Raw genomic sequence first — 14,532 nt, 5'->3', positions numbered from 1 at the left:
TACCAACGCGCTTAATTAAGAATTATTGCAAATTGGTATGATGCATCTGTTTTTGTTATTTTTTCCCAAAGGGGTAGATTTATGGGCACAATTACCTGGATTGGTATTCTAATCATCGTTGCAATTTCAGCATTTTTCATTGGTGCTTTTGTAACTAAAAAACAATTTAAGCAAGACGAACTAGAACAACAAGTTGAGCAAGCTAACAATGCCCTTGAGCAATACCGCCAAGATGTGGCTGATCACCTAGCTAGCACTGGTAAGCTAGTTTCTAAAATGAAAGATAACTACGACCAGTTGCTAAACCATGTAGAAGAAACAAATAACTTGTTACTGGCTGATAAAAAACAGCATCCAAATGAGCCGTTCTTTTCTAAAGAAACCACGGAGCAATTACAAAACTCATTACAAGACCGCAGAGGCGATCGCTCAAGTGCTGAAGCTCAGCCAGCTGACTATGTTGTTGGTGAAACAGGCTTGTTCACTGGTTCAGAGAAAGTTTCAGAACATTCTAAAGCCTCTTGATGAACTTTTTTTTGACCCCATAGTCTTTAGATATAACAGCTTTATATCTAAACCAAGAAAAGGGCTGCTTATGCAGCCCTTTTTAGTTTTTGCTTTATCTCTGAAGTGGAGTAAACCCAGACTATGAAAATGAAATTATCTGTTATCAGTGCTGCTATTTTATCTTCTAGCTTATTATTAAGCCCTACTATTTCAATGGCAAAGCTTCCTGTTGCTGTAGATGGACAACAATTGCCAACCCTAGCACCTATGCTTGAGCAAATCACACCTGGCGTAGTCAGTATTCAAGTGTCAGGTTCAAAAGAAGTCCGCCGCCGTGCGACACCATTTGATGATTTTTTTGGTGTACCTCGTGGCGGCAGTCAAAAGCGTGAGTTTAGTGGCCTAGGCTCAGGTGTGATCATTGATGCAAAAGAAGGTTACGTGGTAACCAATAACCATGTTATCGAAGATGCCGAAAAAATGGTGGTGACCTTAGAAGATGGCCGCGAATATGAAGCAACTAAAATCGGTAGTGACAAAGAATCAGATATTGCCTTATTGCAAATTGATGCAGAGGATTTAACAGCACTTAAGATTGCTGATTCAGATAAGTTACGTGTAGGTGATTTTGCAGTTGCCATTGGTAACCCATTTGGTTTAAGTCACACAGTAACATCAGGTATCGTCAGTGCCCTTGGCCGTAGCGGTTTAAATATAGAAGGTTATGAAGACTTTATTCAAACCGATGCTGCTATCAACCAAGGTAACTCTGGCGGCGCGTTAGTTAACCTCAATGGTGAGCTGATTGGTATCAACACCGCTATCTTAGGCGCATCTGGTGGTAATGTGGGGATTGGTTTTGCGATTCCATCGACCATGATGAAAAACCTTGTTGACCAAATTATCGAGCACGGCGAAGTGCGTCGTGGCTCATTAGGTATTTCGGGTCGCCCACTTGATGCTGGCCTTGCTAAAGCACAACAACTCGACGTCAAACAAGGCGCCTACGTTATGCAAGTAATGGATGATACCGCAGCAAGTAAAGCTGGTATCAAAGCCGGTGATGTAATTATTAGCGTTGATGGGACTGAAATTAGCGGTTTCCATGAACTACGCAGTAAAATAGCCACTCTTGGTGAAGGCAAAAAAGTTAAGCTTGGCATTTACCGAGATGGCAAAGTCAAAACGGTTAATGTCACCCTAGATGGTGCATCAGCGATCACAGCCGCTGGCGAAGAAACACATCCAGCATTCCAAGGGGCAACTTTAGAAAATACCCAGAAGAGTGATGGTAAAGGTGTTGAAGTTACAGGCGTACAAGCACGCTCTCCTGCGGCACGTGTCGGCCTTGAAGAAGGTGACGTAATTATGCAAGTTAACCGTCAACGCGTAGAAACAATCCGTGACATGAATAAAATCATCGAAAATACCAAAGGTAACATCGTACTAGGTGTTAAACGAGGTAGAGAGCTTATTTTCGTATTAATTCAGTAAACCTAGTTGATAAATCATGAAAAAATAACAGCGGTGCTTGCCGCTGTTATTTTTTTTGTGCCATCATTAAGGGATTGCTCACTGATAATAAGAATACTGTGCTAAAACTTTTTAAATTTATCCTTCCCCCGCTTTTCACTGGTTTAGGCATTGCCTTTTTAGTGGTGTTATTTAGCCCAAGTCTTCGTAGCACGTTGTTACCTGACATGAATTTACCAGTAGCAATGTCATCAGAACACATGAGCTTTGCTGATGCGGTACAAAAAGCAGCTCCATCTGTGGTCACTATTTTTTCAGAAAGTATTTCGAATCAACCTCGCTATAAACGACAAAATACAGTTCAAGCTCTAGGCTCTGGCGTGATCATGACCCAAGATGGCTATATTTTGACTAACTACCATGTAATAAAAAATGCCGACCTAATTATAGTCACACTCTCTGATGGCCGTCGTTTTTATGATGTACAAGTGATTGGCTTTGATACGCAAACAGATTTAGCACTGTTAAAAATCAGCGCCGAGCACTTACCGAAAATCCCGGTGAACGATAAATTTAAACCGCGTGTTGGTGATGTAGTATTAGCGATTGGTAACCCGCTTAATTTAGGCCAAACGATTACCCAAGGTATTATAAGTGCCACAGGCAAACAGAACTTAATCGATAGCCCTTACAGTAGTCTATTACAGATGGATGCAGCGATTAACGTAGGCAACTCAGGTGGCGCGTTAGTCAACTCACGGGGTGATTTAGTAGGTATCACGTCGGCGCAGTTTAAAACTCACGAGAACCTCGATATTCAAGGTATTTTCTTTGCAGTACCTTACTCTATTGCCAAAGATGTTATGGATAAGCTGATCAAACATGGTCGTGTAGTACGTGGCTATTTAGGATTTAGTGGCACAGGTATCGATAGTACAGGTAAGGATGTAAGCGACAATTTTACACCCGTTGCGGGGATGCGCATTTCTCAACTTGATCCATTTGGCCCAGCTTGGAAAGCAGGCATTAGAGAAACGGATATTGTTATTAAAATTGGTGGTATTCCTGTAGCAAATCCACAACAAGTACTTGAGAAACTTGCCAACACAGAACCAGGTAAAGAGCTTGAATTTGAAATTTACCGCGATGGTAAAATTTTAAAAGTAATGGTGACCGTAGCAGAGCTCGAAGACGAGCAATAATACCAATTCGCTTAATAAAGTGGTCTATTTTGAGGCAATAAAACCTCGTTGATAACAAGGCAAAAGTTTCGTTATTTAGTTGTTCTAAATCAGAAATTTTTAACGCAGGTAGCGACAGGTTTAATCCCTCAAAATGATTAAGCATTATTGCGGATTGGTATAATTACAGAGACATACAGATATAAAAAAGGCCTAACATTCGTTAGGCCTTTTTTATAAGTATTTAGCGATTAGCTAGAACGACGTTTAATGTTTGCACCCAGTGCACGCAACTTGTCTTCGATACGCTGATAGCCACGATCTACGTGATAAATACGGTCAACAATGGTCTCACCTTGAGCAACGATACCGGTAAGGATGAGACTTGCAGAAGCTCGTAAATCAGTTGCCATTACTTGCGCGCCAGATAGGCTTTCGGTATCACCACAAATTGCCGTATTACCTTCCAAGCGGATATTTGCGCCCATACGCTGTAATTCAGGCACGTGCATAAAACGGTTTTCGAAAATCGTTTCTGTGATTGTTGCACTGCCCTTAGCCACCACATTCAAGGCTGTAAATTGCGCTTGCATATCGGTAGGGAAACCAGGGTGTGGCATGGTCTTAATGTTCACCGCTTTTAATTCACGGCCACGCATATCAAGATAAATGCTGTTATCAGTCACTTCAACCAAAGCATTGGTAGCACGCAGCTTTTCAATCACAGGATCAAGGCTATGGTGATCAGTGTTTTTACAAAGCACTTCACCGCCAGCCATTGCCGCCGCGACCAAAAAGGTGCCTGTTTCAATGCGATCGGGAAGAATGCTGTATTCACAGCCCGATAGTGATTCGACACCTTCAATTTCGATGCGGCTTGTGCCTGCCCCGTTGATCTTCGCCCCCATCGCAATTAAGCAATTTGCCAGATCAGTTATTTCAGGTTCACGGGCTGCATTTTCAAGTACAGTTTTACCATCAGCCAGCGTAGCTGCCATTAGTAAGTTCTCTGTTGCGCCAACACTGACCATCTCCATAAAGATTTCAGCACCTTTTAAGCGTCCATCCACCTTGGCATTAATGTAGCCATTTTCGACCTTAATGATAGCGCCCATGCGCTCAAGGCCTTGAATATGGATATCAACCGGACGGGCACCAATCGCACAGCCACCAGGCAGTGAAACCTGCGCTTCACCAAAACGAGCAACCAAAGGGCCTAATGCTAACACTGAAGCACGCATTTGCTTAACCAGCTCATACGGAGCAAGGGTTTTATCAACCGTCGCGCCATCAATGATTAGCTTATCTTGTTGCCACTCAACATTGGCGCCCAGCGTTTTTAATAAGGCTTCTGTGGTGCCGATATCGCGTAAACGAGGAACATTACTAAAAGTACTTTTACCCTGTCCTAAAAGTGCAGCAAAAAGAATTGGAAGAGCGGCGTTTTTCGCGCCCGAAATAGTGACTTCACCTGCCAGCGAGGTGCCACCTTGAATAACAAATTGATCCATGAGGAGGCCCTGCGACTATTGAGGTAAAATGAATTTTTGTTCGCGTTTCCATTCAGTCGGTGTAAACGCTTTGATAGATACAGCGTGGATTGTACCGTCTGAGATTGTTGACATTAACGGAGCATAAACCAACTGCTGCTTCTTCACGCGAGATAAGCCATCAAAACACTCACCAACAGCAATCACTTCGTAGTGGCTACCATTTGCTTTAACAATCACTTCATCTAGTTTTAGTTCGTCGCGTAATAACGTTTCGACTTGGCTTGTTTCCATAAATCTCACTCAAATAGGTTTGTGACCTGACCCAACTGCATCAAGTTTTGCAATTGTTCAGGGCTATTTTGCAGTTCAAGGTGAATACCTTGCTGCTTTAATTCTGCGAAAGAGTGAATTAACCAAGCTAAGCCCGCCGTGTCAACCCTAGATAACCCAGAAAGGTCAAAATACCATGTTTTATGGCTAGAATCTGGCTTGACGTTCAGAAGGCGTTCACGGCCAATTGAATTTCGAGTCAGTTCACCACTGACTCGAAACTGGTTATCTTCAAGTTGAGTAATCTCGACTTTACTCATCGCCACCATTACCTCTAAATTGCACTGGCAGTTGGCTCTTCTGCTCAAGTAAGTCACTAACATAATCTAGACCATGTTGGCGTAAAATACCTTGTAATTCACTTTGTTTAGCATCAAGCAAACTAATACCTTCTGCAATCATATCGTACGCGCCCCAGTCACCACTGCGGTCTTCACGTACTTTAAAGTCGATTCTGATATCAGGTTTACCGGCTTCAACAATTTTGGTTTTAACGACCACCACGTCTTTACCCTTAAATGGTTGTGCCGGAGCAAACTCAACACTTTGGTTAGTGTATTGAGTAAACACGCCAGCGTAGGTGGCAATTAAATACTTTTGGAAAACGTCGATAAAGCGTTGTAGTTCCTTAATCGCTTTCGCTTTTTCATCTTTATCTTCGATTGCACGCACCTTCGACACATGATTACCAAGCACACGTAGTGCAGCATATTTATAATCAATGTAAGGCATCAACTCTTCTTCAACGATAACACGTAAATGCTCTTTGTTTTTTGCAATAATCGGTTGATCTTTAGTAATACGTGCAAAGGTATTATCAGACACCGTACGTACCATTTTATACGGGTCTTTTAAATCAACCGCAGGCTCAGCAGCATGTGTGTTAAGCGAAAACAACACACCAATACACAATAAAAACTTCTTAAACATAATTACTCACCACCTTGGTTGAATAAGAACTGACCAATTAACTCTTCTAAAACAAGCGCTGATTTTGTATCAGTAATGTAATCACCATCTGAAAGCGCTTTGCTTTCAACACCAAATAAATCATCTAAATCTGAATCATGCTCACTTGCAGTTACATCCTCACCCATACAGCGTTGCTCAGCAGACTCAGCTGCAATAACAGGATTAATGCCTAAGTACTGCTCACCTAAAATACCTGATGTTAAAATTGAGATAGATGTTGTGTCTGAAAATTTACATAAATAATTTGCATCAATCGCCATGTTAACGACTGGCACAAACTCTTTCGGGTGAATGAAAATAGACTCAACTCGACCAACAACAACACCACCTACTTTAATAGGTGCTCTGGCCTTTAAAGAGCCAATATTTTCAAACTTTGCATTTAGTTGGTAAGTTTCACCGCTACCACTAATACCAGCATTGGCAACTTTCAATGCTAGTAATGCAAATGCAGCGATACCAAGGGCTACAAAAAAGCCAACTAAAATTTCTAATTTCCGTGAATTCATCTTTATACCCTAATTAGCTGGTAAACATTACCGCGGTTAAAATAAAGTCAAAACCTAATACTGCCAGTGACGAGTGCACTACGGTCTCTGTTGTCGCTTTACTGATACCTTCAGAAGTCGGAACACAGTCATAGCCTTTGTAAAGAGCGATCCAAGTCACAATCATGGCGAATACAAAACTTTTAATTATGCCGTTAACAATATCTTGTTGGAACGACACTTGTGCTTGCATAATTGACCAGAAGCTACCCGAGTCAACACCTAGCCAATCAACACCAACTAAGTGAGCACCAATAATAGCAACTGCCGAAAAAATCAGCGCAAGCAATGGCATACTAATAAAACCAGCCCAAAAACGCGGCGCAATAATACGCTTAAGTGGGTCGATTGCCATCATTTCTAGACTTGATAATTGCTCAGTGGCTTTCATTAAACCTATTTCAGCAGTAAGCGCACTACCCGCCCGCCCTGCAAACAGTAACGCTGTTACTACGGGACCTAATTCGCGTAACAAACTTAATGCCACTAAAGGCCCTAAGCTATCTTCTGCACCATAACCTACTAGAACGGTATAACCCTGCAGAGCGAGCACCATCCCGATGAATAGGCCTGATACCATGATGATTAAAAGAGATTGCGAGCCCACCATATATAATTGGCGAACAAGTAAAGGCGTGCCTTTTTTGAAGTTAGGCATATTCACTAATGCGCCAAACAACATTTGTGTTGAACGACCAAGAGCAGCAAACCGGCCTAGCGTCTTGTGACCTAACTTCTGAAATAGATCAAGCATTGTGCACTCCCAATAACTCTTTATCATAAGCAGGAGCTGGATAATGGAACGGCACAGGCCCATCAGACAAGCCGTTTAAAAACTGCTGCACTAGCTCAGATTGATGATTTTGCATTTGTTCAGGTGAACCTTCCCCTATCACCCCCTGATCAGCGATGATGATAACGTGATCAGCAATGCTCAAAACCTCAGTCACATCATGAGTTACTATAAGTGATGATAAACCTAGCACCTCATTAAGTGATTTAATTAGCTTTACTAACACCCCCATTGAGATAGGGTCTTGGCCAGCAAAAGGTTCATCGTACATAATCAGTTCAGGGTCCAGAGCAATAGAACGCGCAAGGGCTGCACGGCGAGCCATACCACCAGAAAGCTCAGACGGCATTAAATCTTGTGCACCACGTAAACCGACGGCTTGTAATTTCATTAAAACGACAAGACGAATTAAATCTTCGCTAAGTTGAGTATGTTCGCGCAAAGGAAAGGCGATATTGTCAAACACTGACATATCGGTAAATAAGGCACCGCTTTGGAACAGCATACTCATTTTGGTACGGGCAGCATAAAGTTCCTTGCGAGTCATGCCAGGAATACTGTTGCCTTCAAATAAAATGTCACCAGAATCAGGCTTAAGCTGACCGCCAATTAAGCGTAACATGGTGGTCTTACCAATGCCGCTCGGTCCCATGATAGCGGTTATCTTGCCTTTCGGAATGTTAAAACTCATATTTTTATATATGATTCTATCGCCCCGTGAAAAGGTTACATCCTTGATTTCTACTATTGATTGCGACAAGTCGCTCTCCATAACTTTTTTCACTAGTTTTGCCATTTTAAGGGTTTTTTAGTCAATATGGAAAAAACAAATCGTAAAATTTTGTAATATTTCCTATCAATAAATTCTAAAGCTAGCTGCAAAGAACTTAATCACACCTGAAATTTAGATTCCTCGCCCAGCACGCTTTATGCTTGCCAGCTCATTCTTTTACTTATACTTTCAGTTTCGCTTTTGTTACTATTTGCAGTCATCTGTATAAGTAATGTTGGCGTATCACAATGGTGACTTCTTTTGTCATTTTAATTATTGGTTTTGCTGCACTCGTTTGGAGTGCCGATCGGTTTGTTTATGGGGCGGCTGCACTCGCAAAAAACATGGGGATCCCCACCCTAATCATTGGTTTAACCGTAGTAGCTATGGGCTCATCTGCGCCTGAAATGATGGTATCAGCATCAGCAGCTCTAGCTGATAAAACAGATACTGCAGTAGGTAATGCGGTTGGTTCTAACATCACCAATATCTTACTTGTACTTGGTGTTACTGCTTTATTGCGTCCTCTTTCAGTATCATCTTTGACGCTTAAACGCGAAATGCCACTCGTACTGTTAATCTCTGTAGCAGCTTGGTATGTGTTTTCAGATAACTATTTTTCATTCACTGAGGGCATTGCATTGATGGTTGCCTTTGCTGTATTCATTGGTGGCTTAGTGATCGTCTCACTGCGCGCGAAAAACCAAGATGATCCTTTTGTCAGTGAAGCATGTGAAGATGTCCCGAACGACGTGAGCACAAAATCAGCCGTATTTTGGTTAGTCATCGGCATGATTTTATTACCTATTAGCTCGCATTTTTTAGTTGGGTCGGCGGTTGATATTGCAAAATATTTTGGTTTATCTGATCTCGTTATTGGCTTAACCATCATTGCCATTGGTACCAGCTTACCTGAGCTAGCAGCCTGTATTGCTGGGGTTCTAAAAAACGAAGACGATTTAGCACTGGGTAATATCGTTGGCTCAAATATCTTCAATTTACTCGCTGTATTACCACTTGCGGGCATTATCAACCCTTCAATTATTGACCCTTCTGCGGCAAACCGCGATGCACTTATTATGATTGCAGCAACCGTTGTATTGATGGCCATGTCATTGAACTTTAAAGGTGCTCGTCGTATCAATAGAGTAGAAGGTGGCTTCTTGTTAGTCGCATTTATTGCATATCAGGGCTATATTTTTAGCCAAATAGGATAATCAATGACACAACAAAGCTTTATCGCGCAAGGTAAGCGCGTACTCGAAATTGAAGCACAAGCCTTACAAGAAATTGAGCAATATATAAATCAAGATTTCGATAAGGCTTGTCAATTAATGTTCCAGTGTACAGGCCGTATCATTGTTATCGGTATGGGCAAGTCAGGCCACGTTGGTAATAAAATTGCGGCGACCCTTGCAAGTACTGGTACACCCGCATTTTTTGTTCACCCTGGTGAAGCAAGCCACGGTGATTTAGGCATGATCACTCATGATGATGTAGTGATGTGTATTTCTAACTCTGGTGAGACCAGCGAAGTACTAAGCATAATTCCTGTTATTAAGCGCATTGGCGCAAAGATGATTTCACTAACAGGCAATCCAGATTCAACCATGGCAAAGCTATCTGATGTCCATGTTTGCATTAAAGTAAGTAAAGAAGCATGCCCGTTAGGCCTAGCACCAACTGCTAGTACAACAGCAACATTAGTTATGGGCGATGCAATAGCCGTTGCGTTACTTGAAACGCGTGGTTTTACAGCTGACGATTTTGCACTTTCGCATCCTGGTGGCAGTCTAGGTAAACGTTTATTACTAACATTAGATGATGTTATGCACGCAGGCGATGCCACCCCAATCGTTAACGAAACGCAAAGCATTAAAGATGCGTTAATTGAAATGTCAGCCAAGGGCCTTGGTATGACTGCGGTAATAGGTGCAGACAAAAAGTTAGCCGGATTATTCACCGATGGTGATTTACGCCGTATTTTAGAGCAGCGCATTGATATCCATAGTACTGCTATTAGTCAAGTGATGACTCGTTCATGTACTACTGCGCGCCCTGACATGCTTGCAGCTGAGGCATTGAACATTATGGAACGTAAACGTATCAATGGTTTAATTGTGGTAGATCATAGTAATACGCCTATTGGTGCCCTTAATATGCAAGACCTATTAAAAGCAGGAGTTCTTTAAGCAATGACATTCGCCGAGCTTTACCAGCCTCTTAGCCCTGATGTGAGTCAGCGCGCACAAAAAGTAAAATTGCTAATCTGCGATATTGATGGTGTTTTTTCTGATGGCCGAATTTATTTAGGCAATGATGGCGAAGAACTTAAAGCATTCAATACAAAAGATGGCTTTGGTATTAAAGCGCTCATAAATAGTGGTTTTGAAGTGGCAGTCATTACTGGCCGCCATTCACAAATAGTTCAGCAGCGAATGACTAGCCTAACAGTTCAGCACATTTATCAGGGACAAGAAGATAAGCTAATTGCTTATCAAGAGTTAAAGGATAAACTGGGGCTAACTGATGAGCAAATTGCCTATATTGGTGATGATGGTCCAGACTTACCAGTAATGGAAAAAGTAGGGTTTGCTGTTGCTGTTAACGACGCACACCCACTAATTAAAAAGCTGGCTCATTACACCACATTATTACCAGGTGGCTTTGGAGCCGTGCGTGAATTAACTGATTTACTGATGTTAGAAAACGGTAAGCCGTTAACTAGCGATGGAACCAGCGCATGAATATAGCCCGTATTTTACTGAGTGTTGTTTTTGTTTGTTGCATGGTGTGGTTGTGGTATCCGTACTTTAATCAATCAGCAGACACAATAACTAGTGAAGACGAGATCATTGCAACGCCTGATTACACTGCGGTGGCGTTAAAGCAAACTGCTTATGACGAGCAAGGAAAAATCAGTCATAAAGTAGCTGCGGCTAAAATGGAGTTGTATCAACAATTAGGGTTTACCTTTTTTGAGCAACCTGTATTTACTATTTATGGCGACCAGCAGGTTTGGCAAGTAAAAGCCAAAGAAGCCACTTTATACGAAAATGATCAGCTGATTTTTGAAGGGGATGTAGTTGCTAAAAACTTAACCCATAACGGTATGATCGAAGATATAAAAGCAGAAAACATTAATGTCGACATTAATAAAATGACCATGTTTTCAAAGCAACCTGTAACACTAACAGGACCGAATTTAAAGATTACCGGTAAAGGCTTAAAAGCCGATTTAAAAACCGAAATTGTTGAGTTAACTAACCATACACGAACCATATACTATGACCAATAAACTGAAGAAATTACTCCTGATCCCAAGCTTATTGATTGCGTTTTCCGGCACCGCTGCCGAGCAAACTGGCGCACAAATTAGCATTAGCTCAGATCGCCAAGTTGGTAAACTAAAAGATGGCGTTGGCATATTTGAAGGTAACGTAGAGATCGTGCATGGTAATCGTCGTATTACAGCAGAACGTCTTGAAGCACACGGCGGTGATACCGAAGGTACAGTAGAGCTAATTATTGCAACAGGCAAACCAGCTTACTTCGAAGAAAAACAAACGGATGGTTCCGTAATGAGCGCCAGTGCTGAAGAAGTTCGTTATGATGTTGCGAAACGCTTCTTAACCTTAAACGGTGAAGCTGAAGTTACCCAAGCTGGTCAAAAAGTAACAGCGAAAAGCATTACCTATGATATGGCTCAGCAGCTTATCAGTGCTGAAAAAGACGAAAACTCATCAGATCGTGTACACACTATTTTAGTACCTGTTGAAAATAAAAAAGACAATAAAGGCCAACCATGAGCACATTAAAAGCAGAGCTTTTAGCTAAGAGCTACAAAGGCCGCCAAGTGGTTAAAAATGTCGGTCTGGAAGTTGAAGCTGGCAGTATTGTTGGCTTGCTTGGCCCAAATGGTGCTGGTAAAACCACGACTTTTTACATGATTGTAGGCCTAGTTCCGAGCGACAAAGGTAAAATTAGCATCGATGATAACGATATTACCCTTTTGCCAATGCACAGCCGTGCGAGGTTGGGTATTGGTTATCTACCGCAAGAATCTTCGATTTTTCGAAAGTTAACAGTTTACCAAAACTTGATGGCTATTTTAGAGACTCGTAAAGATTTAAATAAAACCACGCGGGAAGAAACTCTAAATAGCTTATTAGATGAATTTAGCATCCAACACATCCGTGATAGTCAAGGTATGGCGCTATCTGGTGGTGAACGTCGCCGCGTTGAAATTGCTCGCGCATTAGCCGCTAATCCTAAATTTATCCTTTTAGATGAGCCTTTTGCTGGTGTTGATCCAATTTCAGTGTTAGATATAAAGAAAATTATTGAGCACCTAAAAAATCGTGGTATTGGTGTACTAATTACTGACCATAATGTTCGAGAAACCCTTGATGTTTGTGAAAAAGCCTACATTGTTTCTCATGGGGAGCTAATTGCATCAGGCACACCTGAGCACGTATTAGCTGACCAAACTGTACGCGATGTTTATCTAGGCGAGCAATTTAGGCTGTAACCATTACGCCACCGACTAGAGCATCTGCTAGACTTATAACAATGACAATAAATCGATAATAACTTAACTGTCTTTGCACAGTTATCGATAACTTAAAAAAAGGATTGTTAGGGATACATGAGGCAATCATTACAGCTGCGCATGGGCCAGCAACTTACAATGACTCCACAACTGCAACAAGCTATTCGTTTGTTGCAGCTCAGTACATTGGATCTCCAACAAGAAATTCAAGAGGCGCTAGATAGTAACCCTTTACTTGAAGTGGAAGAAGCGGATTACAACGAAGAAAGCATCGGCAAAAATGAGCAAAAAGCTGAATCTGACGATGTGCAAGTCAGCGCTTCTGCAGACGAAGCACCTAGCGAATATGAACAAGAAAGCAGTGATGCTCTAAATAAAGACACTGTAAGTGACGATTTAGCCATGGATGTTACATGGGATGAGTACATGAGTGCCGCTCCATCAACATCATCAGGGCCAATGCCAGAAGATGAATCTATTTATCAAGGTGCATCGACCGAAACCCTTCACGAATACCTTATGTGGCAATTACAGCTAACTCCCTTTAGTCCGACTGATGAAGCGATTGCTGTGGCAATTGTTGAGGCTATCGATGACTCTGGTATTTTAACGGTAAGCTGTGAAGATATCGTCGAGAGCTTTAATCAAAATAGTGATGAAGAAGAAATCGAACTTGATGAAGTCGAAGCGGTCCTAAAGAGAATTCAATTGTTTGATCCTGTCGGTATTGGGGCGCGTAGTTTACAGGAATGCCTGTGTATTCAACTTCGCCAATTCGATGCAAACACGCCATATTTAGCTGAAACTAAAATGGTTTTATCTGAGCATATCGAATTATTAGCGAGTCGCGACTATCGAACTTTGATGAAAAAGACTAAGCTTAAAGAAAATGAGCTTAAAGAAGTAATGACGCTAATTCACAGCTTAAACCCTAAGCCTGCGGATAGCATAGTACGCGAAGAGTCTGAGTACGTCATACCTGATGTATCAGTGAAAAAAGTAAAAGGTCGCTGGGTGGTTGAGTTAAACCCAGATAGTATGCCAAAGATTAGAGTGAACAGCCAATATGCGGCTATGTCTCGCTCTGTTAAATCAAGTAGCGACAGCCAATTTATTCGCTCTCACTTACAAGAAGCAAAGTGGTTTATTAAGAGCTTAGAAAGCCGTAACGATACACTATTAAAAGTGACCAACTGTATCGTTCAACAACAACAAGCTTTCTTTGAGCATGGCCCAGAAGCAATGAAGCCGATGGTGCTAAATGATGTTGCTGAAATGGTCGAAATGCATGAATCGACGATTTCACGAGTAACAACGCAAAAATATATGCATACCCCTAGGGGTATTTTTGAGTTGAAATATTTCTTCTCAAGCCATGTCAGCACTGAAAATGGTGGTGAGTGTTCTTCAACAGCAATACGCGCTTTAATCAAGAAGTTAGTCGCTGCAGAAAACTCGGCTAAACCATTGAGTGATAGCAAAATTGCAGATATATTGGCTGAGCAAGGAATTAAAGTAGCTAGACGTACAATTGCAAAATATCGTGAGTCTCTAGCAATACCTCCGTCTAATCAGCGTAAGAGTTTGATTTAGACGTTTTACATAGAAGGAAAAATGCTTATGCAACTAAATTTAACTGGTCGTCATGTAGAAATCACTGATTCATTAAGAGACTATGTAAACAACAAGTTTGCGAAACTAGAAAGGCATTTTGACCATATTAATAATGTTCATGTCATTCTAGATGTAGAAAAATTAAGCCAAAAAGCAGAAGCAACTTTACATGTAAACGGAGGCGAATTGTTCGCTTCTACAGAACATCAAGATATGTACGCAGCCATTGACTCGTTGATCGATAAGCTTGATCGCCAAGTCATTAAACACAAAGAGAAATTAGCTCGACATTAAATT

At 41.5% G+C, this 14,532-nt stretch carries 18 protein-coding genes; 11 read left to right on the top strand and 7 right to left on the bottom strand.

Annotation, left to right across the window (positions count from 1 at the left end; translation table 11 throughout):
* The first annotated feature begins 81 nt into the window (after nt 1-81).
* From HYD28_04400 to HYD28_04390, 3 genes are all read left to right on the top strand, one after another.
* On the top strand, nt 82-525 hold the full coding sequence (locus HYD28_04400; protein QLE08262.1) for a YhcB family protein: 444 nt from the start codon (nt 82-84) through the stop codon (nt 523-525).
* Between the two features lie 123 nt (nt 526-648).
* Entirely contained in the window at nt 649-2,001 is a 1,353-nt protein-coding gene (locus tag HYD28_04395) for a DegQ family serine endoprotease (GenBank protein QLE08261.1), read from the top strand.
* 98 nt (nt 2,002-2,099) lie between these two features.
* Entirely contained in the window at nt 2,100-3,182 is a 1,083-nt protein-coding gene (locus tag HYD28_04390) for a trypsin-like peptidase domain-containing protein (GenBank protein ID QLE08260.1), read from the top strand.
* A gap of 230 nt (nt 3,183-3,412) precedes the next feature.
* On the opposite strand, the gene murA is transcribed toward HYD28_04390, so the two are convergent.
* The 7 genes from murA to HYD28_04355 are packed head-to-tail and all read right to left on the bottom strand — an operon-like array spanning nt 3,413 to nt 8,069.
* Nucleotides 3,413-4,672 (bottom strand): UDP-N-acetylglucosamine 1-carboxyvinyltransferase, encoded by a 1,260-nt coding sequence (murA, locus tag HYD28_04385; protein QLE08259.1) that lies wholly within the window; start codon nt 4,670-4,672, stop codon nt 3,413-3,415.
* Between the two features lie 15 nt (nt 4,673-4,687).
* Nucleotides 4,688-4,945 (bottom strand): BolA family transcriptional regulator, encoded by a 258-nt coding sequence (locus HYD28_04380; GenBank protein ID QLE08258.1) that lies wholly within the window; start codon nt 4,943-4,945, stop codon nt 4,688-4,690.
* A gap of 5 nt (nt 4,946-4,950) precedes the next feature.
* Nucleotides 4,951-5,244, bottom strand: a complete 294-nt coding sequence (locus tag HYD28_04375) for an STAS domain-containing protein (GenBank protein QLE08257.1) — start codon at nt 5,242-5,244, stop codon at nt 4,951-4,953.
* Nucleotides 5,237-5,914 (bottom strand): ABC transporter substrate-binding protein, encoded by a 678-nt coding sequence (locus tag HYD28_04370; protein QLE08256.1) that lies wholly within the window; start codon nt 5,912-5,914, stop codon nt 5,237-5,239. The genes HYD28_04375 and HYD28_04370 overlap by 8 nt, the downstream gene beginning before the upstream one ends.
* Nucleotides 5,915-5,916: 2 nt before the next feature.
* The gene (gene mlaD / locus HYD28_04365) at nt 5,917-6,465 is read right to left on the bottom strand and encodes an outer membrane lipid asymmetry maintenance protein MlaD (protein QLE08255.1); all 549 of its coding nucleotides are present in this window, start codon (nt 6,463-6,465) and stop codon (nt 5,917-5,919) included.
* A gap of 13 nt (nt 6,466-6,478) precedes the next feature.
* Nucleotides 6,479-7,258, bottom strand: a complete 780-nt coding sequence (gene mlaE, locus HYD28_04360; GenBank protein QLE08254.1) for a lipid asymmetry maintenance ABC transporter permease subunit MlaE — start codon at nt 7,256-7,258, stop codon at nt 6,479-6,481.
* Nucleotides 7,251-8,069 (bottom strand): ATP-binding cassette domain-containing protein, encoded by an 819-nt coding sequence (locus HYD28_04355; protein ID QLE10483.1) that lies wholly within the window; start codon nt 8,067-8,069, stop codon nt 7,251-7,253. The genes mlaE and HYD28_04355 overlap by 8 nt, the downstream gene beginning before the upstream one ends.
* A gap of 248 nt (nt 8,070-8,317) precedes the next feature.
* On the opposite strand from HYD28_04355, the gene HYD28_04350 reads away from it, so the two are divergent.
* The 8 genes from HYD28_04350 (at nt 8,318) to hpf (ending at nt 14,529) form a co-directional block, all read left to right on the top strand.
* The gene (locus HYD28_04350) at nt 8,318-9,286 is read left to right on the top strand and encodes a calcium/sodium antiporter (protein ID QLE08253.1); all 969 of its coding nucleotides are present in this window, start codon (nt 8,318-8,320) and stop codon (nt 9,284-9,286) included.
* A 3-nt stretch (nt 9,287-9,289) separates the two neighbouring features.
* A complete protein-coding gene (locus HYD28_04345) occupies nt 9,290-10,261 on the top strand; it encodes a KpsF/GutQ family sugar-phosphate isomerase (protein QLE08252.1) in 972 nt (323 codons plus the stop codon).
* Between the two features lie 3 nt (nt 10,262-10,264).
* Entirely contained in the window at nt 10,265-10,816 is a 552-nt protein-coding gene (gene kdsC / locus HYD28_04340) for a 3-deoxy-manno-octulosonate-8-phosphatase KdsC (GenBank protein QLE08251.1), read from the top strand.
* Entirely contained in the window at nt 10,813-11,367 is a 555-nt protein-coding gene (gene lptC / locus HYD28_04335) for an LPS export ABC transporter periplasmic protein LptC (protein QLE08250.1), read from the top strand. The genes kdsC and lptC overlap by 4 nt, the downstream gene beginning before the upstream one ends.
* Nucleotides 11,357-11,878 (top strand): lipopolysaccharide transport periplasmic protein LptA, encoded by a 522-nt coding sequence (gene lptA, locus HYD28_04330; protein ID QLE08249.1) that lies wholly within the window; start codon nt 11,357-11,359, stop codon nt 11,876-11,878. The genes lptC and lptA overlap by 11 nt, the downstream gene beginning before the upstream one ends.
* On the top strand, nt 11,875-12,600 hold the full coding sequence (gene lptB / locus HYD28_04325; GenBank protein QLE08248.1) for an LPS export ABC transporter ATP-binding protein: 726 nt from the start codon (nt 11,875-11,877) through the stop codon (nt 12,598-12,600). The genes lptA and lptB overlap by 4 nt, the downstream gene beginning before the upstream one ends.
* A gap of 117 nt (nt 12,601-12,717) precedes the next feature.
* Nucleotides 12,718-14,214: an RNA polymerase factor sigma-54 gene (locus HYD28_04320; GenBank protein ID QLE08247.1), complete on the top strand. Its 1,497-nt coding sequence runs from the start codon at nt 12,718-12,720 to the stop codon at nt 14,212-14,214.
* 27 nt (nt 14,215-14,241) lie between these two features.
* Nucleotides 14,242-14,529, top strand: coding sequence for a ribosome hibernation promoting factor (hpf, locus tag HYD28_04315; GenBank protein QLE08246.1), 288 nt, complete (start codon nt 14,242-14,244; stop codon nt 14,527-14,529).
* Nucleotides 14,530-14,532 lie beyond the last annotated feature (3 nt).

It is taken from the genome of Pseudoalteromonas shioyasakiensis, assembly GCA_013391845.1.
Lineage (GTDB): Bacteria > Pseudomonadota > Gammaproteobacteria > Enterobacterales > Alteromonadaceae > Pseudoalteromonas > Pseudoalteromonas apostichopi.
The sequence above is the reverse complement of the archived record's forward strand: the minus strand, read 5'-3'. Positions and strand labels throughout refer to the sequence as shown.